26 protein-coding genes, 1 tRNA gene and 1 riboswitch are annotated in these 24,744 nt (G+C 65.5%); of the genes, 14 read left to right on the forward strand and 13 right to left on the reverse strand.

Going from position 1 to position 24,744, the window contains the following annotated elements; genetic code table 11:
* Nucleotides 1-50 precede the first annotated feature (50 nt).
* The 6 genes from V9L17_RS14290 to V9L17_RS14315 all read right to left on the reverse strand — a co-directional run bounded on the left by V9L17_RS14290 (nt 51) and on the right by V9L17_RS14315 (nt 5,415).
* Nucleotides 51-1,562 (reverse strand): FAD-dependent oxidoreductase, encoded by a 1,512-nt coding sequence (locus tag V9L17_RS14290; RefSeq protein ID WP_337351906.1) that lies wholly within the window; start codon nt 1,560-1,562, stop codon nt 51-53.
* Nucleotides 1,563-1,679: 117 nt separating this feature from the next.
* Nucleotides 1,680-2,306 carry a DUF4232 domain-containing protein gene (locus V9L17_RS14295; RefSeq protein WP_337351907.1) on the reverse strand — a complete coding sequence of 209 codons (627 nt, stop codon included), beginning with the start codon at nt 2,304-2,306 and terminating at the stop codon, nt 1,680-1,682.
* A gap of 122 nt (nt 2,307-2,428) precedes the next feature.
* Nucleotides 2,429-3,163 (reverse strand): YcnI family copper-binding membrane protein, encoded by a 735-nt coding sequence (locus tag V9L17_RS14300; RefSeq protein ID WP_337351908.1) that lies wholly within the window; start codon nt 3,161-3,163, stop codon nt 2,429-2,431.
* Between the two features lie 88 nt (nt 3,164-3,251).
* On the reverse strand, nt 3,252-3,887 hold the full coding sequence (locus V9L17_RS14305; RefSeq protein ID WP_337351909.1) for a hypothetical protein: 636 nt from the start codon (nt 3,885-3,887) through the stop codon (nt 3,252-3,254).
* Between the two features lie 67 nt (nt 3,888-3,954).
* A complete protein-coding gene (locus V9L17_RS14310; RefSeq protein WP_337351910.1) occupies nt 3,955-5,058 on the reverse strand; it encodes an NAD(P)H-dependent flavin oxidoreductase in 1,104 nt (367 codons plus the stop codon).
* Between the two features lie 138 nt (nt 5,059-5,196).
* Nucleotides 5,197-5,415 (reverse strand): hypothetical protein, encoded by a 219-nt coding sequence (locus V9L17_RS14315; RefSeq protein WP_337351911.1) that lies wholly within the window; start codon nt 5,413-5,415, stop codon nt 5,197-5,199.
* Between the two features lie 199 nt (nt 5,416-5,614).
* Here V9L17_RS14315 and V9L17_RS14320 point away from each other — a divergent pair, with 199 nt between their 5' ends.
* Both V9L17_RS14320 and V9L17_RS14325 read left to right on the forward strand, forming a co-directional pair.
* Complete coding sequence (locus V9L17_RS14320) at nt 5,615-5,959, forward strand: hypothetical protein (protein ID WP_337351912.1); 345 nt, start codon at nt 5,615-5,617, stop codon at nt 5,957-5,959.
* 174 nt (nt 5,960-6,133) lie between these two features.
* On the forward strand, nt 6,134-6,913 hold the full coding sequence (locus V9L17_RS14325) for a type 1 glutamine amidotransferase domain-containing protein (RefSeq protein WP_337351913.1): 780 nt from the start codon (nt 6,134-6,136) through the stop codon (nt 6,911-6,913).
* A gap of 115 nt (nt 6,914-7,028) precedes the next feature.
* On the opposite strand, the gene V9L17_RS14330 is transcribed toward V9L17_RS14325, so the two are convergent.
* Nucleotides 7,029-7,118: transfer RNA gene (locus V9L17_RS14330), tRNA-Ser, on the reverse strand.
* A 187-nt stretch (nt 7,119-7,305) separates the two neighbouring features.
* On the opposite strand from V9L17_RS14330, the gene V9L17_RS14335 reads away from it, so the two are divergent.
* The 5 genes from V9L17_RS14335 to V9L17_RS14355 are packed head-to-tail and all read left to right on the forward strand — an operon-like array spanning nt 7,306 to nt 12,875.
* Nucleotides 7,306-8,982 carry an HNH endonuclease signature motif containing protein gene (locus V9L17_RS14335; protein WP_337351914.1) on the forward strand — a complete coding sequence of 559 codons (1,677 nt, stop codon included), beginning with the start codon at nt 7,306-7,308 and terminating at the stop codon, nt 8,980-8,982.
* 50 nt (nt 8,983-9,032) lie between these two features.
* On the forward strand, nt 9,033-10,094 hold the full coding sequence (locus tag V9L17_RS14340) for a zinc-dependent alcohol dehydrogenase (RefSeq protein ID WP_337351915.1): 1,062 nt from the start codon (nt 9,033-9,035) through the stop codon (nt 10,092-10,094).
* Between the two features lie 9 nt (nt 10,095-10,103).
* A complete protein-coding gene (locus V9L17_RS14345; protein ID WP_337351916.1) occupies nt 10,104-10,499 on the forward strand; it encodes a 6-pyruvoyl trahydropterin synthase family protein in 396 nt (131 codons plus the stop codon).
* Between the two features lie 5 nt (nt 10,500-10,504).
* Entirely contained in the window at nt 10,505-11,584 is a 1,080-nt protein-coding gene (locus tag V9L17_RS14350) for a glycosyltransferase family 4 protein (protein WP_337351917.1), read from the forward strand.
* 43 nt (nt 11,585-11,627) lie between these two features.
* On the forward strand, nt 11,628-12,875 hold the full coding sequence (locus V9L17_RS14355; protein ID WP_337351918.1) for a DNA glycosylase AlkZ-like family protein: 1,248 nt from the start codon (nt 11,628-11,630) through the stop codon (nt 12,873-12,875).
* Between the two features lie 26 nt (nt 12,876-12,901).
* Here V9L17_RS14355 and V9L17_RS14360 read toward each other — a convergent pair whose 3' ends face one another.
* Complete coding sequence (locus V9L17_RS14360; RefSeq protein WP_337348050.1) at nt 12,902-13,408, reverse strand: nucleoside deaminase; 507 nt, start codon at nt 13,406-13,408, stop codon at nt 12,902-12,904.
* A 67-nt stretch (nt 13,409-13,475) separates the two neighbouring features.
* Between V9L17_RS14360 and V9L17_RS14365 the strand changes: the two genes are divergently transcribed.
* From V9L17_RS14365 to V9L17_RS14380, 4 genes are all read left to right on the forward strand, one after another.
* Entirely contained in the window at nt 13,476-14,231 is a 756-nt protein-coding gene (locus V9L17_RS14365; RefSeq protein WP_337351919.1) for a phosphatase PAP2 family protein, read from the forward strand.
* 43 nt (nt 14,232-14,274) lie between these two features.
* A complete protein-coding gene (gene upp / locus V9L17_RS14370; protein ID WP_078029912.1) occupies nt 14,275-14,910 on the forward strand; it encodes a uracil phosphoribosyltransferase in 636 nt (211 codons plus the stop codon).
* A 95-nt stretch (nt 14,911-15,005) separates the two neighbouring features.
* Nucleotides 15,006-15,392: a glyoxalase superfamily protein gene (locus V9L17_RS14375; RefSeq protein ID WP_337351920.1), complete on the forward strand. Its 387-nt coding sequence runs from the start codon at nt 15,006-15,008 to the stop codon at nt 15,390-15,392.
* A gap of 6 nt (nt 15,393-15,398) precedes the next feature.
* Nucleotides 15,399-16,088, forward strand: a complete 690-nt coding sequence (locus V9L17_RS14380; protein ID WP_443198039.1) for an HAD-IA family hydrolase — start codon at nt 15,399-15,401, stop codon at nt 16,086-16,088.
* Here the strand turns inward: V9L17_RS14380 and V9L17_RS14385 are convergent.
* The 4 genes from V9L17_RS14385 to V9L17_RS14400 all read right to left on the reverse strand — a co-directional run bounded on the left by V9L17_RS14385 (nt 16,069) and on the right by V9L17_RS14400 (nt 19,882).
* Nucleotides 16,069-16,512, reverse strand: a complete 444-nt coding sequence (locus V9L17_RS14385; protein ID WP_337351922.1) for a YdeI/OmpD-associated family protein — start codon at nt 16,510-16,512, stop codon at nt 16,069-16,071. The genes V9L17_RS14380 and V9L17_RS14385 overlap by 20 nt on opposite strands.
* A 134-nt stretch (nt 16,513-16,646) precedes the next feature.
* Nucleotides 16,647-17,345: a hypothetical protein gene (locus V9L17_RS14390; protein ID WP_337351923.1), complete on the reverse strand. Its 699-nt coding sequence runs from the start codon at nt 17,343-17,345 to the stop codon at nt 16,647-16,649.
* A gap of 5 nt (nt 17,346-17,350) precedes the next feature.
* Nucleotides 17,351-17,510: riboswitch (cyclic di-AMP (ydaO/yuaA leader) on the reverse strand.
* A 116-nt stretch (nt 17,511-17,626) separates the two neighbouring features.
* Nucleotides 17,627-19,138: a sensor histidine kinase gene (locus V9L17_RS14395; RefSeq protein ID WP_337351924.1), complete on the reverse strand. Its 1,512-nt coding sequence runs from the start codon at nt 19,136-19,138 to the stop codon at nt 17,627-17,629.
* Nucleotides 19,139-19,141: 3 nt separating this feature from the next.
* Nucleotides 19,142-19,882 carry a response regulator transcription factor gene (locus V9L17_RS14400; RefSeq protein ID WP_337351925.1) on the reverse strand — a complete coding sequence of 247 codons (741 nt, stop codon included), beginning with the start codon at nt 19,880-19,882 and terminating at the stop codon, nt 19,142-19,144.
* A gap of 704 nt (nt 19,883-20,586) precedes the next feature.
* On the opposite strand from V9L17_RS14400, the gene V9L17_RS14405 reads away from it, so the two are divergent.
* Nucleotides 20,587-21,453 (forward strand): winged helix-turn-helix domain-containing protein, encoded by an 867-nt coding sequence (locus V9L17_RS14405; protein WP_337351926.1) that lies wholly within the window; start codon nt 20,587-20,589, stop codon nt 21,451-21,453.
* 247 nt (nt 21,454-21,700) lie between these two features.
* On the forward strand, nt 21,701-22,228 hold the full coding sequence (locus V9L17_RS14410; protein WP_337348059.1) for a SixA phosphatase family protein: 528 nt from the start codon (nt 21,701-21,703) through the stop codon (nt 22,226-22,228).
* Here the strand turns inward: V9L17_RS14410 and V9L17_RS14415 are convergent.
* Nucleotides 22,206-23,114 carry a LysR family transcriptional regulator gene (locus V9L17_RS14415; RefSeq protein WP_337351927.1) on the reverse strand — a complete coding sequence of 303 codons (909 nt, stop codon included), beginning with the start codon at nt 23,112-23,114 and terminating at the stop codon, nt 22,206-22,208. The genes V9L17_RS14410 and V9L17_RS14415 overlap by 23 nt on opposite strands.
* 72 nt (nt 23,115-23,186) lie before the next feature.
* Between V9L17_RS14415 and V9L17_RS14420 the strand changes: the two genes are divergently transcribed.
* Nucleotides 23,187-24,203, forward strand: a complete 1,017-nt coding sequence (locus tag V9L17_RS14420; protein WP_337351928.1) for an EamA family transporter — start codon at nt 23,187-23,189, stop codon at nt 24,201-24,203.
* Nucleotides 24,204-24,744 lie beyond the last annotated feature (541 nt).

Consider the following 24,744-nt stretch of genomic DNA (forward strand, 5'->3'; position numbering starts at 1 on the left):
GTGAATTCCAGGGCCGGAATCGCCGGCTCCGGCCCCTCCCACCGGGACGTTCAACCCTTGTCTGCCCGCGGGAGATCCTTTGTGGCCGGGCCCTCGAGGAGATGTCCGTCGCTGCTGAACCGGGAGCCATGCAGCGGGCAGTCCCAGGTCAGTTCGCTGTCATTCCAGGTGACTATTCCGCCGAGATGGGTGCAGACCGCAGAGAGCCTGCACGTGGTTCCGTCCACAGTGGATACCGCCACCGGACGGGCGCCCTCGCGGTAAACCTTCCCTTCGCCGTCGGCCGGCGTTGCAGCGGCAGCATGCCGTGGTGCCTTGCGATCCCCAGCGGCCACCTTGCCCCATCCGGAAGCGAGCTTCACGGCCACCTGGGCGTTGAGCTTGACCGCCGTGAGTGCTCCGGCCGGGGACGTGACCCGGTGGTGGATGGTGTCCGCCCAAGGGAGCTGGCCGCCCAGGATGTCGGCGGAAATGCCCAGGGCCGCGGCCACGGCATTGGTCATGCCCCACTTGTTGTAGCCCGTGCCGAAAAGGATCCGCCCCCGTCCCCGCGGCATTGTCCCAAAGAAGGGCATGAGGTTGGTGGCCTGGTAATCCTGGGCTGACCAGGTGTGGGTGGCTGTGGCACCGGGGAAGTGGGTGCCCGCCCAGTCCAGCAGCCCGTCCAGGTGCGCCTTCTCCGAAGCTGTCCGCCCCACGTGATGGCCATGTCCGCCCACCAGCAGGTGCCTGCGTCCATCCGTTTCATAGTCGCGCAGCGAATGCGTAGGTTCCTCGGCCGAAAGGTACATTCCCGGTGGGGGCGCCAGCTCCGCGGGCAGTTCCAGGGCCGCGGCGTAGGAACGGAGCGGCTTGAGCTTGGTGAAGTAGAGGCCGCGGTCCAGCACGGGGATTCCGGTAGCCAGCACCACATGGTTGGCTGTGACGTCGCCCCGGTCCGTCCGGACTGTCAGTGGGCCGCTCCCGGAGACATCCCGCAGCCGCACGCCGCCCACAATCGTTCCGCCACGGCTGCGGAGGTCCACCATGAGGGCGTCCAGGGCGTCCATGGGATTGATCTGGGCTTGGCCTGCCAGCTTCAAGGCGCCTTGCACCGGGAAGGGAAGGCCGGCGTCGCCCGTGTAGTCAATCTCCAGGCCTGCGGTGGTCCCGGCGGTGAGTTCCTCGCGGAGCCGTTCCAGCCCGTCGCCCGTGGTGGCGTAGGTGTACGCGTCCCGGGGCTGGAAGGGCACGCCCTGCTCCTGAAGGTAACGCAACAGCCAGGCCTGCCCCTCCCGGTTGGCGTCCACATAGGCCTGGACCTGCTTTGCCGAATATTGGCGGGCCAGCCCGGACAACACTGTTCCCTGCAGGAGGCTGACCTTGGCCGTGGTATTGCCTGTGGTCACCGCGCCGGGGTAGTGGGCCTCCAGCACGAGGACCCGCTGGCCGGACCTGGCGAGCAATAACGCGGTGACGAGCCCCGTTAGCCCGGCCCCGGCGACCACGGTGTCGTATGCGCTGCCAGCCTGGAAGGTGTCAGGACTAAAGGATTCTTTGCGGTCCAACCAAATCGACGTCATCTGAGCCCACCCTGCCTCCGCTGTGCTGGCCGGTCAACGCAGCCACTGACGGGATCCCGCAACAGGCAGGACCCCCAACATCATAAGTGTACTTATGATGCCGGGAGATGGGGTTCCTTAGGCAGCCTGGAAAGCCCCGATGGTCAGCAAACCAACCGTGGCGTTGCTGCAGGCCTGCGTTGGCTGGGCCAGGAATAGGGACGCAGTGTCTTCCGGCGGGTAAATCCGGTATCCGGCGGCAGGCACCATGGTGCAGTCCGGGAAGTTGCCCGCCTGCGTGTAGCGCAAAACGGCCGCCCCGCTTTGGCCGGGGGCAAGCAGGACGTCCACCGCAGGGGTGGTCTCGTCGCGTGTTGCGGGCGCCCCGATAGGGGCTCCGTTGGCGTCGGCCGTGAGGGAGACACCGGGGAAACCCTTGAGCAGGCACGATTCGGCGCCGGTGTTGGTCAGGGTGAGCGTCATGTAGACGCTGCCAGCCGCCCCGCCTCCCGTGGAATCGTTGGCGGCGGACAGGGTGGCAGCCTTGCACAGCGCGGGCCCTGCCGCCGTGGGGGTGGCTGACGACGGCAGCGATGCAGTTGTGCTGGGTGCGGCTGAGGATGTGGTGGGGCTGGCGGAGGAAGAGCCGGGTTCCGTGCTTGCCTGCGTCTGCGGCTGGCTTGGACCGCAGGCGGTGAGCAGCAGTGCCGCTGCGGCAGCCGCCGTCGTAATGACGAACCCCTGTGACAAAAGTTGAGACCTCATGGCACAACGATTGTGGCTGGTGTGACAGGAGTCAATGATGCAATGCGGGGCTGTGCCGATTTGATGCCCGGATCGTGATGATCCGGGCATCAAATCGCCGGGTTTGGGAGGTGCCTGTGCGGTTACTGGCCGGGCGTCGCCGCTTCCTGCTTGCGCTTCGCGCCGCTGCGGGCGAGTGCAATACCGCCGAGCGCCAGTCCACCCACGCCCGCTGCCAGGCCAGCCCAGCTGCGTGCCTCGGCGCCGCTGTCCGTCACTGCTGAGGCCTGCTCGGTGGAGTGCGCCGCGGTTGCGGCAGCACCGTGGTTATCAGTGCCGGCCGCCGCTGTGATGGTGATGGATGGCGCCGGAGCCTTCAGCGAGTGCGGGTCCTGGCCGTCCTTGGCGATTTCCGACCAGTCGGTCTGGCCCGTTTCGCAGGTCTGCAGGGTGGGGAAATAGAGCGTGGTGCCTGCCGCGTCGGGCAGTTTCATGGATAGCACCAGGGCGTCGCGCAGATCGTGGGCGAGGGGCGCCTTGGCGGTGTAGACGATCTGGCTGGTGCGCTTGGTGATGGATGTGCCGTCGGCCAGTTTCCTGGGTTCCGCGAGCTGTTCGGTCACCTTTTCGACGGTCCAGTTGGGGTTCACCGTGGGCTGGGCGTCGTTGAGCTCGGCGGGCAGGGTGATGGCTACCTTGGTGGTGCCTGATTCTTCGCAGCCGTGCGGGATGCCGAACGTCAGAAGGGCGTACGAGTTTGCGGCCGTCTTGTCCGGCGTGACTCCGACGTGCGCCGACGCCCCGCCTGCGGCCGTCAGCAGAAGCGCCGCGGTGCCGGCAGCAGTGATGAGGGTACGGCGAATGGTGGAAGTGTTCATGGGGTTTGCCTTTCGGACACACGCGACGGAATCGGGCGTGCGGAATTACGGGTTGAGGCCCGTCACCTGTGGTCCGGTGCGGGCAGAGTCAGGAAAGCACGACGGCGGAAGGCGGGCCGCGTCGGCAGTCTTGCCGGAGGTTCCGCCAGGGACGGGCCGGGGAAACCGGCGGCGGGCCGGGCACCGCCGCTGCAGCACCGACGTCGGGCGTTATTGCCTCCGGAAGCCGGACCAGCGGCCTGAGCCACGCGGCTAAGCCCCACAGGGCGTCCTCGCCTTTGGCGAGGAGCAGGGCGCAGGCTGCCGTTGCCACCACGTGGGCAAGGAGCATCAGCGGTCCTTCGGCGGAATCCGTTCCATGAAGGTGGGTGGTGGATCCGACAAGGGGGGCAACTGCGCCGGAAGCGTGATGAATGTCGGCCGCGCCCGGCCCGGTGGCAAGGGCGCCGTCGGAAAGGCCGGGGGCGCTGAAGGCTGTGAAGATTTCGTGAAGGGCGAGCTGTCCGGCACCAAGCAGCGCAATCATTGCGGCCCCATTGAGCTTGAACCGGGTGGCCGTGGTGGCAGCGAGCCCGGTCAGTGTCAGCACCGCCAGCAGGATTCCCGGTGCGGGGAGGTCTCCGCCGCCCAGGACGTGGGCCCCGGCAGCGAGCGTCAGGATTCCCGCGGAGACGGCGGCGGCGCGGAGGAGATGGAAGGGAGTCCGGGCATGGTGCGTACGCACGGGGCCTCCCTCAGTTTTTGGTGACATTTTGGCTGCCGCTGCGCGTGTAGGCGTGGGCTTTCCGATTCTACCGGTGGTTCGGGGCGCCCTCTGCGGAGACCGGACTGCCAGCGAGGAGCTCTGCCAGGACGTCCGCCGCAGTGTCGTGGCGGATCAGCGAGGCGGCCTGGCCCGCCCACAATGACATCAGCTCCGTGTTGCCCTGGGCCGCTGCTTGCGGCCGGAAGCGGCCGGTGAGCCAATTCTGGACCGGGAAGGGGGCTATTGCGCCGGACGCGGAGAGGTCGGCGATGATGCGGTTCGGGATGCCGCGGGCCAGCCGCCCGCTGAGGGCCCGGGTGAGGACGGTTTCGCTGGCGGCAGGGCTGTGCAACACGGCACGATACGCCGGCACGGCAGCCGATTCCCGGGTGGCCAGGAAGGCCGAGCCAACTTGGACAGCGTCGGCGCCGAGAGCCAGTGCGGCAGCGTAGCCGCGGCGGTCAGCGATGCCGCCGGCGGCGATCACCGGGATTCCGACGGCGTCCCTCACCAGGGGAACCAGGGCGAACGTGCCGATGAGGGACTCCTCTGCGGGCTTCAGGAAAGAGACCCGGTGGCCGCCGGACTCCATGCCGCTGGCCACTACGGCGTCCACGCCGCCGGCCTCCAGGGCAACGGCCTCCGCAACGGTCGTGGCCGTGCCCACCACCACGATTCCACGCCGGTGCGCGTCCTCGACAAGGTCCGGAGCGGGAACCCCAAACACAAAACTCACGACGGCGGGCGCCGCCTCCAGCGTGGCCTCCACCTGCTCGTCGTAGTCGGCCAGGTAGCGGTCCGGCATAGCCGGAACAGGCAGCCCTACTTCGTCGAAGTAAGGCCGGAGGGTTTCGACGTAATTGTTGAAGTCCTTTTGGGGGAGATCGGTGATTTCGTCGCCCGTGGGGACCCAGAGGTTTAGGGCAAATGGCTTAGGGGTGGCCTTCCTCAGCTCAGCCGCGGTAGTGCGGATGGCATCCGCGCCGTAGCCGTACAGGCCATAGGAACCCAGCCCGCCGCCGTCGCTCACGGCTGCCGTCAGCGCTACGGAAGAGACGCCGCCGAAAGGGCCGAGGACCACCGGAACGTCCGTGCCGAACAATTCCGTGATGCGGTGTGGCTGGGCGGGTGTGGCGTAGGCGGGCGTCATGGCGTGGCTCCTTGAGGTCGCAGGCGGCTTCAGCACCCAGTGTGGCAGTGCTGCTGACCGCGTCCCAACTTACGGGCCGCGGGAGTCAGTCCGTTTCCGGGCCGGAGCAGTAAGGACAGTCGTCGGGGCAGGGGTCGGTCACGGCTGACTACCAGTGAGTTCGAAGCCGTCGCTGACATGGAAGAGCCTCCGGCCACCTATGGGCGTCTTGACCCAGACCGTCTCGCCGTCCATCGTCTTGGTGTCGACCTCGCCGGAGTACTCGGTGTGGCCGTTCCGGGTGAGCACCACATAGTCTCCTACCTGGACGTCCTCCCAAATTCCCGGGGCTTTGACGCGATTCGTCCTTGAAGTCACGGTTGTTCCTTTAGTCTTTGCGTGCCCGGCAAATTAGCGGGTCCAGTTCATACAACCCGAAGGGTCCTGCAGGCTCAATGGAGGAAGTAACCAGCCTCGCTACCGGTGTTTGTGCAGGCCTCCAGTTGGCTATATACCGCAACTTGGGGCAGGGCTAGACTGCTGGCGTAGATGTTGGAGCGACCTTGAGGAGAATGTGATGGACTACACCGGAAGCCAATCTGAGAAGGCAGTTCCCGCTGGTGAATTGGACCGCACCCACATCGGCCACACCGTCAGCTTTCAGTCAAACGAATTCACGGTCGTCTTTGGCAAGATCGCAGGGATCGCCAGAACAGAGGCGCTGGTTTACCTGTCCCTGGACGGAGTGGCAGGCGGAACGCACCTGAAGGACGAGTACGATCTTCCGCTCACCCACAACGTCTACCTCCAGTTGGATCCCATTTCCAGCGCCGAGACCACCATTAAGGACCTCTTCGGCAAGGTCCAGGAGAACCTGCGCAGCGGCAGCCATAAGGGTGAGGACAAGACGGACAAGCTCTAGCCGGCACGGCTACAGGGCCGAACCCGGTCAAGCACGCGGCCCCTACTTGCCTGCGTTCGCAGGGGAGTAGGGGCCTTGTCATGTGCCGGTGGCGGTTTGAACCCCTATGGACGGGAAGGGAGAGCCGCACATGGGCCGGGGCGTAGGGTGGCAGTGAGACGAAAGGAACACTTCATGAAGAAAATCCTCATGGTACTGACCAGCGTTTCCGAGATTGGCGATACCGGAGAGAAGACCGGCTACAACGTGGCCGAAGCTGCACATCCCTGGAAGGTCTTCAAGGATTCCGGGCATTTCGTCGACTTTGCGTCCATCAAGGGCGGCCAGCCCCCGCGCGACGAGGTGGACTCAAAAGATCCCATCCAGGTGGCCTTCACGGAGGATGAGACCACCCGCGCCGGTCTCTATAACACTGCCCGCGTTGACGTTGTAGATCCCGACCAATACGACGCCGTCTTCCTAGTGGGCGGCCACGGCACCATGTGGGACTTCCCGGACAGCGAAGGCTTGCAAAATCTGGTGGCCAGCGTCTACAACGCCGGTGGCTTGGTGGGAGCGGTCTGCCACGGACCGGCCGGACTGCTTAACGTTGAACTGAAAAACGGGCTTCGCCTCGTCGAAGGCCGCAAGGTTGCTGCCTTCACCAACGACGAGGAGGTTGCCGCAGGGAAGGACAAGGTCATCCCGTTCTTCTTGGCCGACCGGCTTGAAGAGCAAGGCGCCACACACGTCTTCGCTGACGTCTTTGAGGAGAAGGTCGTGGTTGACGAGCGGCTGGTGACGGGCCAGAACCCGGCCTCAGCCGCCGGCGTGGCCAAGGAGATGGAGAAGCTTTTCGCAGAGGTCATCCACCAGGAAAAGGCCGAGGAACAGCATGAGACCGAGGCCCTGCGCGCCGAGAAGGACGCCGAGAAGAACGCCAGGAAGGCTGCTGCGGCAGGCACCGAGCACTAACGCCCGCAGATGGCCTTCGTCAGTGACGAAATCAGTCGGGCCGAGATCCGTTGTCCAGGTGTAAAAGCAAAACCCCTGCTTCCCTTATCAAAAGGGAAGCAGGGGTTTTGCTACGTGGCGGTGACGGTGGGATTTGAACCCACGTTGGCTTTTACACCAAACAACATTTCGAGTGTTGCACCTTCGGCCGCTCGGACACGTCACCAACCTGAATAGGTTACCGGAGCCTGCCGTGCATCCCCAAAACGGCATAGGTTCCGGCCCGAGCAGGAGCGGACCATCCATCGATTCCCGGCACTGGTCATCATTGGCTGCCAAGGGTATGCGTTGAGTTATCCACATAGGGAATGTGCTGGGCTGTTTTTGTTGGCGGGTCGCTGGATGATGGGGGTATGGGGATCCCGGGTGTTGACGAGGCGGTGGAGGCTTTCGAGGCTGCTGCGGCCGAGTTTGCTGCCTGTATGCGCCGGGGGCTGGGTGGCCGCGGTTCCGGGGGTGGTGATCCTTTGCGGGGGCAGGCCGATGCGTGCCTGGACGGGCTGGGCGGTTCGGTCCGGGTGGACGCGATGGTGGCGGCGTTCAGGGTGCGCCTGGCCGCCGCGTATGCCGCGAAGGCTGCGGCCCTGGACGGCCCGGTCAGGAGCCCGGGCGAACACACCGCCCAGGAAATGGCCGTCGTCTCCGAGGTCGCCTGTGCCCTGACGGTCAGTGAACGCTCGGCCTCGGCCCTGTTGGCGCAGGCCCATGAACTGACCACTGCCCTGCCGCTGACGCTGGCCGCCCTGCAGGAGGGCGATCTGTCGTGGCAGCACGCGAAGGTCATGGTCGATGAAACGACCGGCCTGGATGCTGCCGGGGCGGCGGCGTTGGAGGCCCGTTTCCTGGGCCCGGACGTTCCGGGCCGGGTGCGGGAGTGCCCGGCCGGGGAGCTGGTCCCGTCCCGGTTCCGGCACAAGGCCAGGACCTGGCGGGAACGCCACCACCCGGTGAGTATCGAAAAACGCCACGCCAGGAGCGTGTTGGACCGGCGGTTGGAATACGTCCCGGACCGGGACGGCATGGCCTGGCTTTCGGCCTACCTGCCCGCGGACCGGGCCGCCGGGATCTGGAACGGCATCACCGCCACCGCCCGCACCCTCCAGGGCCCGGCCGAGACCCGCACCATCACCCAGCTCCGCGCCGACGTCGCCGCCAAACTGCTCCTGAGCGCAGGATTCCCCACGGGCAGCCCGGCCGGGGGCAGCACCCATGGCATCGCCGCGGTCGCAGGTGCAGGCGCCGCCACCATCAACCCCGCCGCAGGCAGTACCCCGGCCGGCGGAATGGTGGCGGGGGATGATGTCGTGGCGGGCAGCGACGTCCTGCCGGGCAACGACTTCATGACGGGCCGGGTCCCGTCGCCGACGGCGCAGGTCCTCGTGACCGTGCCGGTGTTCGCGCTGATGGGCCTCACCGACGAACCCGCCACCCTCGACGGATACGGGCCGATTCCGGCGTCGATGGCCCGGAAGCTCGTCGCTGAGGGTGCCGGCTCGTTCCACCGCGTCCTGACCGACCCCCGGAACGGGGCACCACTGGAGATCGGCCGCCAAAGCTACCGGATCCCCGCCGCGATGCGCCAATGGCTGAGACTCCGGGACGGCAAATGCCCCTTCCCCGGCTGCTCAAACCAGTCCCTGGACAACGAAGCCGACCACCTCCTGGCCTGGGCCGACGGCGGCACCACCGGCATCAGCAACCTCGGCCAGCCCTGCCCCAAACACCACCGGCTGAAACACACCACCGCCTGGACACCCACCGAAGCCAGCATCGACAAACCACCCGGCTGGACCTCACCCACCGGACGCCACTACAAAAGCGAACACCAAGACTGGGAACCACCCCAATGGCCACACCAGATCCTCGGTCTGCTCCCGGACCAAGGACACAGCCCCGCCATGCCCAATTACGAGCCTGACGATCAGAAACGGGTGTCAGCTGCGCCCGAAGGCACCGTGCCTGAAGACGACGTGTCCCAAGATCCCCTGCCGGAGTGGGCCCGGCTTGAGGAGCCACAACGGGTCCCATAGAGGGGGTGGCTTTCGCCGCGCGCGTTCCGGGGACTAGATTCATAAGCAAGATGACTAATCCAGACAAAGCAGCGCAGGCAACCGCCTATTGGACCACGGGACCGCAGCACGGCGAGCTCCGGTGCGAGGACTTGCCCGCGCCGCGGCCAGGCGAAGCCCTGGTCCGCACCCTTTACTCCGGCATCAGCAAGGGCACCGAAATTGTCGTGCATAAAGGTTCGGTTCCACCGCGAGTGGCCCAGGAGATGCGCGCCCCACATCAAGAGGGCTCGTTTCCTTCTCCCGTGAAGTTCGGCTACCTCTCCGTCGGCATTGTTGAACAGGGGCCCGAAGACTGGCTGGGCCAGATGGTCTTCTGCCTCAACCCCCACCAGGACCGCTACGTGAGTGCCATTGCCGATCTCACAAGAATCCCCGACGGCGTTCCCGCCCGCCGTGCGGTGCTCACCGGAACCGTGGAAACCGCCCTTAATGCCCTCTGGGAGGCCGGCCCACGAATGGGGGACCGGATCGCCGTGGTGGGGTCCGGCCTGGTGGGCGGCATGGTGGCCACGTTGTTGCGAAGCTTCCCGCTTTCCCGCCTTCAGTTGGTGGACCTCGATCCGGAGCGCCGGAAACTTGCAGACTGGCTCGGAGTGGATTTCGCCCACCCCGACGATGCGAAGCCGGACTGCGACATCGTGTTCCACTGCTCCGCCTCCCAAGAGGGCCTGGAGCGCAGCCTGCAGCTAACGGGCGACGAGGGGGACGTCATCGAAATGTCCTGGTACGCCAACCGCGAGGTCACCTTGCCACTCGGCGAGGACTTCCACGCCCGTCGGCTCTCCATCCGTGCCAGCCAAGTGGGCGTTGTGGCCAGGGCCCGCAGGCACCGGCGCACCAACGCAGACCGGCTGGACCTCGCCGTATCTCTCCTCAAGGATCCGGTCTTTGACGTGTTCCTGACCGGCGCCTCTCCGTTCACGGACCTTCCGGCGGTGGTCCAGGACCTGGCCGACGGGACCCTCGAAGCCCTCTGCCACGTGATCGAATACCCCAACGCCGCCAGCCCTGACCCCGCAGCAACCAGCCACGTATCAACCGATCCCGCCAAAACCAGCCCCAAAGACTAGAGGTAGCCTGTGTTCAGCCTGACCGTCCGCCGCCACTTTATGATCGCCCACAGCCTTCCCCGTGAGGCCTTCGGCCCCGCCCAGGCACTTCACGGCGCAACCTTTGTGGCCGAGGTGGCGTTCCGCCGTCGTGCACTGAACCAGGACGCAATTGTCCTGGACATCGGTGCTGCCGGCGGCATGATCGAGGACGTGCTGGCCGGCCTCAACTATCGCAACCTGGACGAGCACCCGGACTTCGAGGGCAAGCTCACCACCACCGAAGCACTCGCCGAATACATCGCCCAGGCCGCCGCCAGGAAGCTTAAAGACAGCGACGACGGCCGTGAACTCACGAGAATCGACGTCACCTTGCGTGAAAACCCGGATGCCTGGGCCACGTACTCGCTGGACCTGACCGACTGACTTCCGTGGACGTCCGGTTCCTTGTCCCCGCCAATATCCACCACAATTCGGGCGGCAATGTCTACAACGCGAAGCTCGCCGATGCCATGAGGGCCCAAGGCGTCGACGTCGAAATCCTAGCCGTCGACGGTTCCTGGCCGGACTCCACCGCCAAGGAACGGCGCCGGCTGGGCAGCCTTGTGGGCGCATGGGAGCAAAAAACGGCAATCGAGGCGGCCACGATCAGCATTGTGGACGGCCTCGTCGCCTGCGGCGTGCCCGATGAAATCGAGTACGCCGCCGCGGCCGGCCAGCACGTTTTCGTCCTGCTGCATATGCCCTCGATCAGCCATGCGGACGGCGAACAGCGGGCTCTGCGCGCGGCTGCCGGCGTCATCTGCACCAGTTCGTGGGCGGCGGACGCCATCAAAGACAGATACGGGATCGTCTCCAGCCGGGTGGCCCTCCCGGGTACCGACGCCGCCCCAGTGGCAGCTGGTTCCGACCCGCCCCACATCGTTGCGGTGGCGGCACTTCTCCCCAATAAGGACCAGTTGTTGACCGTGGCCGCACTCGCCGGGCTCCAAGACATCGCCTGGACGGCCTCCCTGGTAGGAGCGGACGACGCCGACCCCGGCTATGCAGCGCTGGTCAGGACGGCCATTGCCTCCCAAGGAATGGAAGGGCGGGTGCGGTTAACCGGTCAGCTCGCCGGACAGACACTGGAAAACGAATGGAATCGGGCAGACCTCAGCCTGCTGGTGTCGCGGGCTGAAACGTTTGGGCTCGTGGTCACTGAATCACTGGCGCATGGGATTCCGGTTATCGTGCGCGAAGGGACCGGCGCTGTCGAGGCACTGGGCCTGGCCTCCAAAGGGAACGGAAAGCCCGGAAGCGAAGCTACCGCCCTGCCCGGGACGGCCGTCGAGCTTCCCGGTCCAGACACCAGCCATCCGGCAATGCTGGCCGCCGTGATCCGGCGTTGGCTGGCGGAACCTGGGCTCCGCAGCAGTTGGCGCGCCGCGGCCCTGGCCGCCCGGGACAGGTTGCCCCAATGGGACGCCACCGCCCGCAACGTGATTGAGTACCTCAAGCGGATCCGCTGACGAAACGCCTATCGCAGCAGGTACCAGCGGTGCACAATGAGGCATGACCACGCACGTGTCCTCCGCCGCCAGCCTCAGCCCGCAAGCCCCGCCACAGGAACTGCTCACTCCTGAATTGTTGCGCGCCTGGGCCTGGCACAAACAAGGCCTCGACGGCACACTCCTGGGCGCGGAAGCCGCCGACGTCTTTGCCACGGCAGGCTGGGCGCGCTCCGTGGGCGGTGCCAACCCCTACCTAACTCTCTTTGCCCGCGCCGGAACCAGCCGCGAACAGGCTGACGCCGACGTCCTCTCCCTGAAGATCCACGAGCTGCCAGCCGCCCGCGGCTGCACCTATGTCCTGGGCCACGAGGACTTCGCCTGGGGTCTCCAGATCGGCAGGGACGCCGCGGTTGCACCCTTTCGCGTGCTCGCCAGGATGGGCGTTGAGCGCGGCGAGATCACACTCCTGGAGGAGCAGATCCTTCACGCGCTGGCCGAGGCAGGAGGCCCTTTGGATCCCAAACAGCTCAAGGATCTGCTGGGCGATTCGGTCAGGAACCTCGGTGAAGAAGGCAAAAAGAAGGGCGCCGCAACCACCCTGCCCACGGCGCTGGGCCTCCTGCAGGCGGACGGCAGGATCCGGCGCGTGCCGGTCAACGGACGCCTCGATCAGCAAAGGTACGCCTACACGCTATGGGGCTTACCGCCCACCTCCATGAACGACGACGAAGCCCGCGCCCTCCTCCTGGAGCGCTATCTCGGATGGACCGGTGGCGCCACCTTCAAACAGTCGCAATGGTTCACGGGGTTCACGATGGCGCACACGAAGGCAGGGCTCACAGCCGTCGGAGCTGTGGAGGTTCCTGCGGCGGACGGCGAGGTGCTGTGGATGCTGCCCGACGACGTCGAACGCCTCGCTGCTTTCGACGCACCGGCGGAAGAACAGATCCAATTGCTCGCCGGCACCGACTCCCTCGTGCTGCTCCGGCGGAACTCCGCGGACATGATTGCCGAACAGGATAAGGACAAGAAACTACTCGGCTCCACCCTGGCCCTTCAGGCCGACCTTCCCGACCACCCCATCCTTGACCGCGGCCGGATCATCGGACTGTGGCAATACGATCCCGGCAACGCGCGGATCGCGTACTGGCTCTTCGAAGGACCCACACCGGCGGCAACCCAGCGCATCGCCGAAGTTGAGGCCTGGATCAGGGATGAACTGGGCGATTTCCGCTCCTTCAGCCTCGACTCGCCAGCCTCCCGCCAGGACCGGATCGACGCACTGGACGCCGCAGGCCAGAACGCCTAAAGCCGGAACGCCGCAGGCCTGGACGCCTAGGCGCGGCTCCGGTGCGCGGCGAAGAAATCCCGGAGCAGTACGCCGCATTCCTCTTCCCTGACACCGCCGTACACCTCCACCCAATGGTTGAGGCGGCGCTCGCGGAGAACGTCAAAGACTGAGCCTGCCGCGCCGGCCTTCTCATCCCAAGCGCCAAATACCACCCGCGGAATCCTTGCCAGCACCACGGCGCCGGCGCACATGGCGCACGGCTCCAGCGTGACCACAAGCGTGCAGTCCTCCAGCCTCCAGCCGTCCCCAGTGCCCCCGCCCAGCTTCGAGCGCGCACGCAACCGTTCGGCAGCTTCCCGGATGGCCACCACCTCCGCGTGGGCAGTGGGGTCTCCCAGTTCCTCCCGCTGGTTTCGGCCGGCCCCCAGCACCGCGCCGTCGGGCCCTATCACTACGGCACCGATGGGCACATCCTCAGTAGCAAGCGCGCGCCGGGCTTCGTCCAAGGCAAGACCCATCCACTCGTGGTGGGTTTTTTCTGCGGCGACCATGGCTCAATGATAGTTTCGAGGGATATCCAGCCTTGAAAAGCATCGACGCCGGGGAGGCACCGTGGACATGGACACCCTGAGGGAACGCCTGGGCCAATGGTTCAAGCCGTATGCCGCGCTGTGGATCACGCTGCTGGTGGGCGGCGCGTTGGTCGTCATCATGGCACTGCTGGGTGCCGAGGTGTACGACGACGTCGTGGACGACCAAGGCCTGGCATCCCTGGACCTGCCCGCGCTGCAACTGGCACAGAACCTGCGTAGCCCGGAACTCGACGCAGGGGTAACGGCCTTCACCAACATCGGCGGCGGCATCGGCATGCCTATCCTGGCCAGCATCCTCACAGCCTGGCTTACCTTCCTGAGCAGGACCTGGCGGCCCATTATCCTGGTGGGCGGAGCTGCGGCCGTTTCCACGTTCGCAACCACTGTCGGCAAACGGCTGGTGGGCCGCACCCGCCCGGACCACGCCGAAGCCGTCCCGCCGTACGAGACCTCGCCGTCATTCCCCAGCGGCCATACCCTCAACACCACCGTGGTGATCGGCGTACTGGTGTACATCATGTGCCTGCAATTCGAGATCCTCTGGGCGCGGATCACAGCCATCACTGCCGGGGCGGTTTTTATCATCGCGATGGGCCTGAGCCGGGTGTTCCTGGGCCATCACTGGCTGACGGACGTGATGGCCGGGTGGTTCCTGGGCCTGGCCTGGGTGGCCATGGTGATCCTGGCCCACCGGCTGTTCCATCTGACCCGCAAACACGAGCACGTTGGCCCGGCGCCCACGTTCGAGCACCCCGTCCTCCGGGACGATCATACGAGCTGATTCCCGGCCCGGGGGCGCCATCCCCGGATGGTAGTTTTGACGCATGCGCACTCTCGTTGTGGACCACCCGCTGGTCGCCCATAAGCTCACTGTCCTGAGGGACAAGAACACCCCGTCCCCGGTCTTCCGGCAGTTGACGGAAGAGCTGGTGACGCTCCTGGCTTACGAGGCCACCCGCGATGTCCGCACCCAGCCGGTGACCATCGAGACACCCGTGAGCACCACGGTGGGCACGGCCTTCACCAAGCCCACGCCCTTGGTGGTTCCCATCCTGCGCGCCGGCCTGGGGATGCTTGAAGGCATGACCAAGCTGGTCCCCACCGCTGAGGTAGGTTTCCTGGGCATGGCCCGGGACGAGGAAACCCTGGACATCATCACGTACGCCGAACGCCTCCCCGAGAACCTCACCGACCGGCAGATCTTCGTCCTGGACCCGATGCTTGCCACCGGCGGCACCCTCCGCGAAGCCATCAAGTTCCTGTTCAAGCGCGGCGCCTCCGACGTCACCTGCATCTGCCTGCTTGCCGCCCCTGAAGGGCTGGCCAAGCTGGAGGAGGAACTGTCCGACGCCAACGTGACCATCGTCCTGGCGTCCATCGACGAAAAGCTCAACGAGAAGTCCTACATCGTCCCCGGACTGGGCGACGCCGGCGACCGCCTTTACGGTATCGCGGGATAGCCGGGGCGGGAGCGAGGGGACCCCGCAGCGGCCGGACGGCTCTGGACAGGGGTTACGGGGTTCCGGATTCAGCATCGGCCCGTTAGCCTGTGCGGATGGACTGGAAACTTGAACTCGTTTTTGTACCCGTCTCCGACGTCGACCGCGCCAAGGACTTCTATGTCAACAAGGTGGGGTTCAACGCGGATTTCGACGAGCGGCCCAGCGATTCCATCCGCTTCGTCCAACTGACGCCGCCCGGCTCGGCCTGCTCGATCAGCATCGGCGAAGGGCTCACCGATGCCCCTCCGGGCAGCGCACCCAACCTGCAGATCGTCGTCGATGACATCCAAGCCGCCCATGACCACCTCAAGGGCAACGGCGTGGACGTGAGTGATATCGACATCCAGGACTGGGGACATTTCGTGTACTTTGCGGACCCGGACGGGAACAAGTGGGCCGTGCAGTACATCCCGGGGCGCGGCGCCTCAGGCAATTCGTAGGGCAAAATGGGGTTCATGACCCTGCCCTTTCCTGCCGCCACACGAACACTGACCTGCCGCGCCGTCCTCTTTGACATGGACGGCACGCTGGTGGACTCCACAGCGGTCGTGGAACAGGTGTGGGGCGAGTTCGCCGCCCGCTACGGCCTGGATATCGCCGAGATCCTGCGCACCTCCCACGGTGTACAGGCAGGCGACACCGTGCGCCGGTTCGCGCCTGCCGGTGCCGACGTCGTTGCGCTCACTGCAGAACTTGGTGCCATGGAACGGGTGCGGACTGCCGGCATCGTTGCGCTGCCTGGTGCCTCCGAACTGCTCCGGAGCCTGCCCGCGGATGCCGTGGCCCTGGTGACGTCGGCGGACCGCATCCTGGCTGACATCCGCATGGATGCCGCTGGACTGGCCATGCCTGCCGCTGCCGTGACGGCTGACCTCGTGACGCGCGGCAAGCCGCATCCGGAAGGCTACCTGACCGCTGCCGGCTTGCTGGGCGTGGAGCCGGAGGATGCCATGGTCTTTGAGGATGCCCCGGCTGGAATCGCGGCCGGAGTGGCTGCGGGCATCCGGACCGTGGCGGTGGGCCCAAACACGGGCGAATTACCGGCGGGAGTGCTTCATATCCCGGATTACACCGCGGTCACGGCCTCGGTGGAGACGGACGCCGCAGGACGGCGGATTATTTCTTTCCGGCTTTGAGGTCGGCTACGATCTTCGCGATCCGCCTCGCCCTGGTTTCCTCCGTTTTGGCATCCCCGAGCGGCTCCACATAACGGCGCTGGGTGCTGTAGTTCAGGGTGGCATAGAACGCCTGGGCATCCGGTTCGGCGGCCATGGCTGCGGCCAGGTCATCCGGGACTTCAATGATCCGGGGCTGTGTATCGAGTTCCAGATCCACTTCAACGGTGTCGCCAGCCTCTACGCCGGTGAATTCCCGGTTGGCGGTGCTCACACCCACCAGGCTCTGCCCGCCCATCACCGCGATGCTGCTCCGGTAGCTCTTGCCGTTGATGGTTACCACCACCGGCGGGCGCTTGCCTGCGCCCAGGGCAGTCACAACCTCCTCCGGAACCTCAATACCAGCCTTGTTGCCGCTGCCCAGAATGGTTGTGGTAAATTTCATGGCCCCAGTATGGCCCGGAGCCGCAGGCCACGGAAGCCCGGCCCGCGCAAACATGCAACGCCAAAAAGCCGCAGGCCCTGAACCGGGGGATTCAGGGACTGCTGCTTCGGATGGCGGAAGCCGCAGGTACCGGCTTAGTACCAGTTGTTCGACAAGTGGAAATTCAGCGCGCCGCACGGCGACTGGTAGCGCTCCTGGATGTAGTTCAGGCCCCAGTTGATCTGCGTGCGGTAGTTGGTGAGGTAGTCCGCGCCGGCGCTCGCCATCTTCTCGGCGGGCAGCGACTGGACAATGCCGTAAGCGCCGCTGCTCGCGTTGGTGGCCGTGGTGGTCCAATCAGATTCCTTGGTCCACAGCGTCTGCAGGCACTGCATCTGGTCGGCTGACCAGCCATAGCTGCCAAGCTGGCTCGCCGCATAGGCCTGGGCCCCGGCCGGATCGTTGACGGCGACGACGGGAGCCGGTGCGGGCGCGGGCTCTGCGGCCGGTGCCGGTGCGGGCGCGGGTGCCGGTTCGGCGGCCTGCGGGGCAACGCTGATCTCGGCCGGAGCTGGTTCGGGGGCCGGGTTGGCCCGCATCTCGGCCTTTTCCAGGCGCAAGTTGGACTCTAGCTCTGCAGCCGAGGACTGGGTCCCGCTGACCGCCACCGGAGTCATGGATTCGGAAGCCTGGCCTGCTGCGCCGACCCCGATAAGGAGGGCGCAGGCCGCACCGAAAATGGCTGCACGCTTGCCTAGGGACGAAGCTTTTGTGTGTTGCGCGGCTGTCTTGCCACGGCCGTTGACTTTGTGTGCACCGCGCTCTGGGCGCGCTTGTACCTTGAATTCAGACATGATGGATCGCCTCTCACACCTGCGGAGTTAGCTGTCGGGTTCGGATGAGGGCATCCGGCCACACGGAAAGATCACGTGCTGGCTTCACCCCAAGGGCAGTTCAGTGCCCGGGACTCTGGGTCCCCCGCCTCTGCCTGGTCAAGCGGAATCCGGGAAGCGGCAGAGCTTGGCGTCATCCGGATATGCGGCTCAAAGGGAACCGCACCCCATCGACGCTACAGGAGCGCGACGCTTAAGTCACATTTTGGTAACAGAGATCACGACGCCGGTGCGTTGCCTTGCTATAAGCCGTTGATCACCGGCAGGCGCAACGTGAACTGGGTCCGACCCGGCCGGGAGTTCACTTCCACGCTGCCGCCGTGGGCTTCCACAACGGACTGCACAATGGACAGCCCAAGCCCGCTGGACCCTTCCGAAGCCCCCGCACCGGACGACCGTGAAGATCCCGTCCGTGCCGCGTCTGCGCGGGCAAACCGGGCAAAAACGTGGTCCACGAATTCCGGCGGGATGCCAGTGCCGTCGTCCGTTACTGTCACTACGGCACTGCCGTCGTCGGACCTCATCACGGCCGTGGTGACCGTTGTGCCCGGAACGGTGTGTTTGCGGGCGTTGGAGAGCAGGTTCACCAACATCTGGCGCAGCTGCGACGCATCGGCGTTGACCGCAAGCGGCTCGTCCGGCAGCTCAAGGTGCCAGTTGTGGCCGGGTGCGATGATTTTTTCGTCGCTGACGGTTTCGATCACCAGCTGCGTCAGATCCACCTCGCTGAGTTTCAACGGCTGGCCCTCGTCCAGCCTGGCGAGCAGGAGCAGGTCTTCCACCAGCGTGGTCATGCGCTCGGACTGGCTCTGAACCCGGGCCAGCGATTTCCGGCCATCCGGGGTGAAGTTCTCGGTCATCCGCATTAGCTCGGTGTAACCACGGATGGCGGTCAGTGGGGTGCGCAGTTCGTGCGACGCGTCGGCAACGAATTGCCGTACCTTGGTCTCGCTTTGCTGCCGGGCCTGCAGCGCGTTGGCCACGTTGTCGAGCATGAGGTTCAGCGCATGCCCCACGCTGCCCACCTCGGTTCCGGGGTTGGAGTTCGACGGCGGGACGCGCACCGCGAGTGCCACCTCGCCGGCGTCCAGCGGGAGCCGCGAGACGCGTGTGGCCACCTCGGAAAGCTGCTTCAGCGGCTGCATGGTGCGCCGGATGAGGATAGTCCCGGCCAGGCCAATCAAGACCAGCCCTCCAAGGGAAACAAAAACGAAGGTCCACACCAGGGAGGTGAGGGTGCTTTCCTTGCCGGCGAGCGGGAGCCCGGTCACCAGGACATCACCGTAGTTCGTTTCCACTGCAATCAGCCGGTACTCGCCATTGGAGAGCGTCCGGTCCACAGGGCGGGAATCCTCCTGGAGGGCCAGCAGGATCTCCTTGTCCTCAGCGGACAGGGGAGAACGCGTGGTATCAGAGGCCAGGAATCCGGCGCTGTTGACCTGCCCATTCAGGATCCGGGCGTTGAGCGTACCCACGCTTTGCCCGCGGGAATCCAGCGGGTCCGGCCTGCCGTTGAAGCCGCCCAGCGGCGGGCGGCCGGGGTCGTTGGACCGGGAGGCAGCCTGGCTGAGCTGTTCGTCGAGCTGGCGTGTAAGGAACGAGTCCATGGAAGCGTAGCTGAAGAGGCCAACGGCGCCGCAGATGGCCACCAGCAGGGCCATGGCAACCAGTACAAGGCGGGTACGCAGATGCCAAGTGGAGGGCTTCAGCCAGCTCCGGCCATGCGTGGACGCCACTGCAGGCAGTGAGGGCACGGCCTAGTCCGCCGGTTTGATGACGTATCCGGCGCCGCGCACCGTGTGGATCATGGGCGGATGCACGGCATCGACCTTCTTGCGCAGGTACGAGATGTAGAGCTCCACAATATTGGCCTGCCCGCCAAAGTCGTAGTTCCAGACGCGGCCCAGGATTTGCGCCTTGCTGATGACGCGCTTGGGGTTCTCCATGAGGTACCGGAGCAGCTCGAACTGCGTGGCAGTCAGCTGCAGTTCATCGCCGGCCCTGGTCACCTCGCGGGTATCGATGTTGAGGACAAGGTCACCCACCACCAGCTCAGCGGTGTCCATCGCTGCCACGCCGGAGCGCTGCACTAGCCGGTGCAGCCGGAGGAGGACCTCCTCCATGCTGAACGGCTTGGTCACGTAGTCGTCACCGCCGGCAGCCAGGCCCACAATCCGGTCCTGGACGGCATCCTTGGCAGTCAGGAAGAGCGCCGGTACCTCAGGCGCGAAGGCGCGGATCCTGGTCAGCAGCTCGACGCCGTCGAACCCGGGAAGCATCACGTCGAGAACAAGGACGTCCGGGCGGAACTCCTTGGCGAGCTTCACAGCCTCGGGGCCGTCAGCGGCAACGGCCACCGACCATCCGGCCAGGCGCAAGCCCATGCTCATCAATTCGGAGAGGCTGGGTTCGTCGTCGACCACCAAGGCACGGATGGGGGAGCCGTCCGGGTGGCTAAGTTGGGGAAGGTTGTTGGTCATGGAGTGCGAAGTGGCCATGGGACAACTCTCCGATCCGTCGTTGAGCCCCCGCTTTAGGCTTCCTGTGCGCTGGCTGTGAATCCCAGGCTAGCGAGCTGAAAGCTTCGCAGCGGCGGACTCCCCTGACGATCTACCGGGACTTCCCCTGGCTATGGTGGCGTCCAGCAGAGCCACCTTCGACGCTCCTGACGGTTTCCGGGGCGGACAGGGATGGAATTTTTTTGTCCGGATGGCGGCGGAGCTGGACACAAGGGCAAATCAAGGAGTGTATTTCAGCAATTCCATCGCTGGTGAATCGTGCTGGCCTTTTTGAGGGTACTGGCGAATAATATTCGGGAAAGACGGTTTTCCAACCAATCGTTCTGGAAAACATCTGTTATTTTTTCGCTCTGTCAGAATCGTGATCTGAGCCACATTCTCTGAATTCGTCTCACTATGCGGAACGATCCGTCCATTGTTACTTGCAAGTTCGCATTGTTACGTTGCACACTTCAATTGTGAACAAGAACTCAACAGCACCTGCAGCCGCAGAATATTGGCCCAGCACACCCGCTGCTGCCGACATGCGCTGTTGTCGAATGCACGCCTGACCTTCACACCCCGCGAAGTTCCTAGGCATTCGCCCCCCAGCCCAGCGTCGGGCGCCCCTCCCCAGATCTCATTGCGGGGAAACCAAGCATTCGAGCCGCGATGACGGCCATTCACATTGAGGTAGCTAATCCATGTCAGTTGCATCCGGATACGTCCACATCTCTGTCCGAAACGCCACCAAGGCAGCCCAGCCCTCGGGCCTGCGCCAGGGTTTCGGTGCCCGCCCGGCGTTCGCTCCCGCCGCGCCCGGTACCAGCTTCCCCGCTCCCGGTTACGCCCCGCAGGGCTACAACCCCAACTCTTATGGCCAACTCCGCGCCGTGCAGCCCTCCGACGCGGCCCCGGTCACCGCGCCCACGCCGGTTGTGGCGGGACCCAACACTGTCCGGCCGGTAGCAAACGACAACGTTGCCCGCGGCTTCGTGCTCTACATGGGCATCGACGAGGAAACTGCAGCTGCTGCCGGAACCTCCATCGCCAAGCTTGCCCAGGAAATCCGCGCCTACGCCCAGTCGCTGGTGTCGGGGGCCGAAAGCTACGCGGCAGTGGCCGTCGCACCGGCCAGCACCCCCGGTTCCGCGCTCGACGTCGTCCGTTCCACCTTTGGCGACCCCACAGTCAACGCTCGCCAGCGCACCGAAACCGCACGCCAGCAGCAAGCCCAGGACCCGCGTCCCTCCGGCGTGCTGATCGACCTCGCCCGCCGCGAGGTCCACCTGGACGGCGAATCCCTGAACCTCACGTTCAAGGAGTTTGAGCTCCTCAACTACCTCGTGGAGAACGGCACCCGCACCGTGGGCCGCGACGAATTGCTCGAAGGCCTGTGGCGCAACGCCGAGGAAGTCCCCAACGAGCGGACCATTGACGTCCATATCCGCCGCCTCCGCTCCAAGCTCGGACGCCTCGCCAACACGGTGCGAACCGTCCGCGGCCAGGGCTATCGCTTCTACGAGCACCCGGAAGTTGTTGTCTGGGCCGCTCCGGAATACTCGATCTAGTCCTACAGAAACGCGCAAAAGCGCCTGTCCCGCTGGGGCAGGCGCTTTCGCTTTCGCGGCACGATCCCTCTGCGCCTGCGCTCGTCCCTCGCGCAACAACGGCGCTGTCGGGATGTCCCGCTTCGCTGCAGCGCCCTCCCTTTTTTCGTGTGTCCCTTTCCGCGTTCAGGGCTCGTGAGTATTGACCTCCGCGGCTGCTGGTTAGCGACCTCCCCGACTGAAGTGAGCTGGCGCTAGGCTTGGGGACATGAGTGACCACCACATCAAGCGCCTGGTGATTATGCGGCATGCCAAGGCAGACTGGCCGGGTGGGGTTGCCGACCACGAGCGGCCGCTGGAGGAACGCGGGCACCGCGAGGCGCCCCTGGCGGGCAGGTGGCTGCTCAAGCATGGCATTGTCCCCGACTTCATCCTGTGCTCCAGTGCGCTCAGGACGCGGCAGACCTGCACTTGGGTGTGCTCGGAACTGGGAGATAAGGCGCCGACGCCGAAGCTTGAGGACGGCCTGTACGCCGCCTCTGCGCTGCGCATGTTGACCGTGGTCAACCATGTCCCCGATACCGTCACTACGCTGATGCTCATCTCGCACATGCCCGGCGTCCAGGACCTCGCCATGCACCTGGCTTCCCGCGACTCCGACCACGACGCCTACATGGACGCCGCCACCCGGTATCCCACCAGCGCGCTCACAGTCCTGGAAACAGATAAATCCTGGGCGGAACTGGATGGCCAGGACGCCCGGATCACCAAGTTCAAGGTTCCGCGCGCCCATTGATCTGTCGAAGCAGTCCCGAGACGTGCTGGATGGCCGGGCTCGCCGTCATGGTCCGGCGGTAAACCATTCCCACCTGCCTGACCTGAACGGGATTGACCAGTGGCACGGGGATGACGCCAGGCGGCAGTGCCGGCCTGCCGAGGCGGGGAACCAGTGCTACGACGGCTCCCTGCTCCACTAGGGAAATATGAGTTGCGAAGTCAGGATCGTAGACCTTGATGTCCGGTACCCGGCCCAGATCGGCAAAGATCCTCAGCAGGGCCTCGTTGCAGATGGCGCCGTGCGGTGTGCTGATCCACCGCTCATCAACAAGGTCGGCCGGCTCCACGTGGCCGCGTCCTGCCAGCGGATGGCTGCCGTGCACCAGCAGGTCGGCAATGTCCTCGCATAACCACTCAAGCGTCATATGCTCCGGTATCACCAGCGGTACGGAGTTCCAATTGTGCACCACACCCAGGTCGGCCTCCCCATTGGCCACCCGTGCCACGGCTTCGCGCGGGTCCTCGGCCAGCACGCTCACGTCCAAGTCCGCGCCGGAAGAGGCAAGCCTTCCCAGCAGCGGTCCGACCAGGCCGCGGCAAGCCGTGGAGAAGGCCACCACCTTCAAGTGCCCGCTGGGTCTGGCCGGGTCCGAAAGCAAGGTTGATTCCAGTTCCTCAAGCTCAGACAGGATGCGTCGGCCATAGGCTGCCAGCGTGAGCCCGCGTTCGGTGAGCAGCACCCCGCGGCCGCGGCGCTCGAGGACAGCGAAACCAGTCTGCTTTTCCAGCTTCTTGATCTGCTGGGAGACGGCGGACGGGCTGAAGCCCATAATCTCCGACGCTGCTATGACAGATCCATGCTGCTCAATCGCCGCCAGGGCACGAAGTGAGCCGATTTCAATCATGAAGCAAACGTACATGATCCCGTGTCGAATTCAATGCTGGTGCTTCATCGGGGTGTCTGTAAGAGTGGGACCGTGAACCTCCGCCACTCCCTCCTTGCCGCCCTGGTCGCCGTGCTTTGGGGCCTGAACTTCGTTGCCATCGACTTCGGCTTGCATGCCAACGGCCGTGAGGTTCCCCCGCTGTTGTTCGTGGCGATGCGGTTCGTCCTGGTGGTCTTCCCCTGGATCTTCTTCATCAGGAAACCCAACGTCAGCTGGAAGGCGATCATCGGCGTCGGACTTTTTATGAGCGCAGGCCAGTTCGGCCTTCTCTACTTGGCAATGGCCCTTGGCATGCCAGCGGGCCTGGCTTCCCTGGTCCTGCAGGCGCAGGTGCTGCTGACGGTCCTCCTGGCGGCCGGTTTCCTGGGGGAGCGGCCCAGCCGCCGTCAGTTGGCCGGCGTCGTCCTTGGCGTCGCTGGCCTGGCCGTTGTGGCCGTCGGCCGCAGTGCCGTAGCACCGCTGCTGCCGCTCATCATTGTGCTGGGAGCCGCATTGTCCTGGGCCGCCGGAAACGTCGTCGCCCGCCAGGCCAAGGCGGCCTCAGGGCTGGGTCTGGTGGTCTGGTCCGGCGCTGTGGTGCCGCTGCCCCTTGCCGGGCTTTCGTTGCTGGTGGACGGTCCGGAGGCTGTGCTGGGCACGCTGGCCGACCTGCAGCCTGCCACGATCATCAGCGCACTGTATACGGCCATTTTCGCCTCGCTGGTGGGCTACGGAATCTGGAACCGGCTGCTGGCCAGCTACCCGTCGTCGGCCGTTGTTCCCTTCACCTTGCTGGTGCCAGTGGTGGGGATGAGCGCTGCGTGGCTGGCGCTGGGCGAAGTGCCCACCCCTGCTGAGCTGGCAGGCGGGCTGCTTCTGCTGGGAGGGGTGGCGACGGCGGTCCTCACCGGAGGCGCCACGACGCGTCAGCGTCGGGGAGCGCTCCTGGCCCCGCCCGGTTTGGGCGCAGGCTTGGGTGCCGGCTTGCGGGCAGCGGAGGCGGACGACGACGGCCGCTTGGCTGCCGCGGCCGGTCGGGTGGGCGTGCGGGAACCGGACGCGCCCTGAGCGGATTTGCCCTGGGCCGATTTGGCCTGGGTGGAAGTTCGTTGGACGGAAGTTCGCTGGGTGGTGGCCCGTTGCGCGGGCCTGCGTTGCGCTCCACCTTTGGCAGCTTGCCGGCGGGCAGCGGATGCGGGCCTGCGGTTCGCCGGCGAAGGTTTGCCCCGCACCCCCAGCTGCCTGCCTGCAGGCCAGACCGCTGCAAGGAACAGGACAAACAGCGTGGATACGGCGGAGGCAGCGGCCCAATAGAAGTAGTTGTCCGGATCCCCGGTGGGCAGCGGTGTCCCCAGGAACGACGACTGGTTGGCAAACGCCAGCTCCCACGTGCTGAGGAAAGCCAAGGAGAAGGCAACCGTGAGGCTGGTTCCCGCCCCGGTGGCAAGCAGGGCCAGGCGGCGTCCCCGCGCCAGGACCTCTGCGACGGCAGAAACGTAAGCCAGGGCAACAAGCCCCAGGAACGTGACCATCACGGCCTCTTCAAGGGTGATGGCGGTTAGCACCAGCATGCCCAGGGCGGCGACGGCCGCTATCAAGGCAAACTTCC

It is taken from the genome of Pseudarthrobacter sp. CCNWLW207, from assembly GCF_037203945.1.
GTDB lineage: Bacteria > Actinomycetota > Actinomycetes > Actinomycetales > Micrococcaceae > Arthrobacter.

Bases quoted from the DNA above. Each gene is read 5' to 3' on its own strand.
- V9L17_RS14290 (WP_337351906.1), bottom strand. From the start codon at position 1,562: ATGACGTCGATTTGGTTGGACCGCAAAGAATCCTTTAGTCCTGACACC.
- V9L17_RS14295 (WP_337351907.1), bottom strand. From the start codon at position 2,306: ATGAGGTCTCAACTTTTGTCACAGGGGTTCGTCATTACGACGGCGGCT.
- V9L17_RS14300 (WP_337351908.1), bottom strand. From the start codon at position 3,163: ATGAACACTTCCACCATTCGCCGTACCCTCATCACTGCTGCCGGCACC.
- V9L17_RS14310 (WP_337351910.1), bottom strand. From the start codon at position 5,058: ATGACGCCCGCCTACGCCACACCCGCCCAGCCACACCGCATCACGGAA.
- V9L17_RS14320 (WP_337351912.1), top strand. From the start codon at position 5,615: ATGGACTACACCGGAAGCCAATCTGAGAAGGCAGTTCCCGCTGGTGAA.
- V9L17_RS14325 (WP_337351913.1), top strand. From the start codon at position 6,134: ATGAAGAAAATCCTCATGGTACTGACCAGCGTTTCCGAGATTGGCGAT.
- V9L17_RS14335 (WP_337351914.1), top strand. From the start codon at position 7,306: ATGGGGATCCCGGGTGTTGACGAGGCGGTGGAGGCTTTCGAGGCTGCT.
- V9L17_RS14340 (WP_337351915.1), top strand. From the start codon at position 9,033: ATGACTAATCCAGACAAAGCAGCGCAGGCAACCGCCTATTGGACCACG.
- V9L17_RS14355 (WP_337351918.1), top strand. From the start codon at position 11,628: ATGACCACGCACGTGTCCTCCGCCGCCAGCCTCAGCCCGCAAGCCCCG.
- V9L17_RS14360 (WP_337348050.1), bottom strand. From the start codon at position 13,408: ATGGTCGCCGCAGAAAAAACCCACCACGAGTGGATGGGTCTTGCCTTG.
- V9L17_RS14365 (WP_337351919.1), top strand. From the start codon at position 13,476: ATGGACACCCTGAGGGAACGCCTGGGCCAATGGTTCAAGCCGTATGCC.
- upp (WP_078029912.1), top strand. From the start codon at position 14,275: ATGCGCACTCTCGTTGTGGACCACCCGCTGGTCGCCCATAAGCTCACT.
- V9L17_RS14375 (WP_337351920.1), top strand. From the start codon at position 15,006: ATGGACTGGAAACTTGAACTCGTTTTTGTACCCGTCTCCGACGTCGAC.
- V9L17_RS14380 (WP_443198039.1), top strand. From the start codon at position 15,399: ATGGGGTTCATGACCCTGCCCTTTCCTGCCGCCACACGAACACTGACC.
- V9L17_RS14385 (WP_337351922.1), bottom strand. From the start codon at position 16,512: ATGAAATTTACCACAACCATTCTGGGCAGCGGCAACAAGGCTGGTATT.
- V9L17_RS14390 (WP_337351923.1), bottom strand. From the start codon at position 17,345: ATGTCTGAATTCAAGGTACAAGCGCGCCCAGAGCGCGGTGCACACAAA.
- V9L17_RS14400 (WP_337351925.1), bottom strand. From the start codon at position 19,882: ATGGCCACTTCGCACTCCATGACCAACAACCTTCCCCAACTTAGCCAC.
- V9L17_RS14405 (WP_337351926.1), top strand. From the start codon at position 20,587: ATGTCAGTTGCATCCGGATACGTCCACATCTCTGTCCGAAACGCCACC.
- V9L17_RS14410 (WP_337348059.1), top strand. From the start codon at position 21,701: ATGAGTGACCACCACATCAAGCGCCTGGTGATTATGCGGCATGCCAAG.
- V9L17_RS14415 (WP_337351927.1), bottom strand. From the start codon at position 23,114: ATGATTGAAATCGGCTCACTTCGTGCCCTGGCGGCGATTGAGCAGCAT.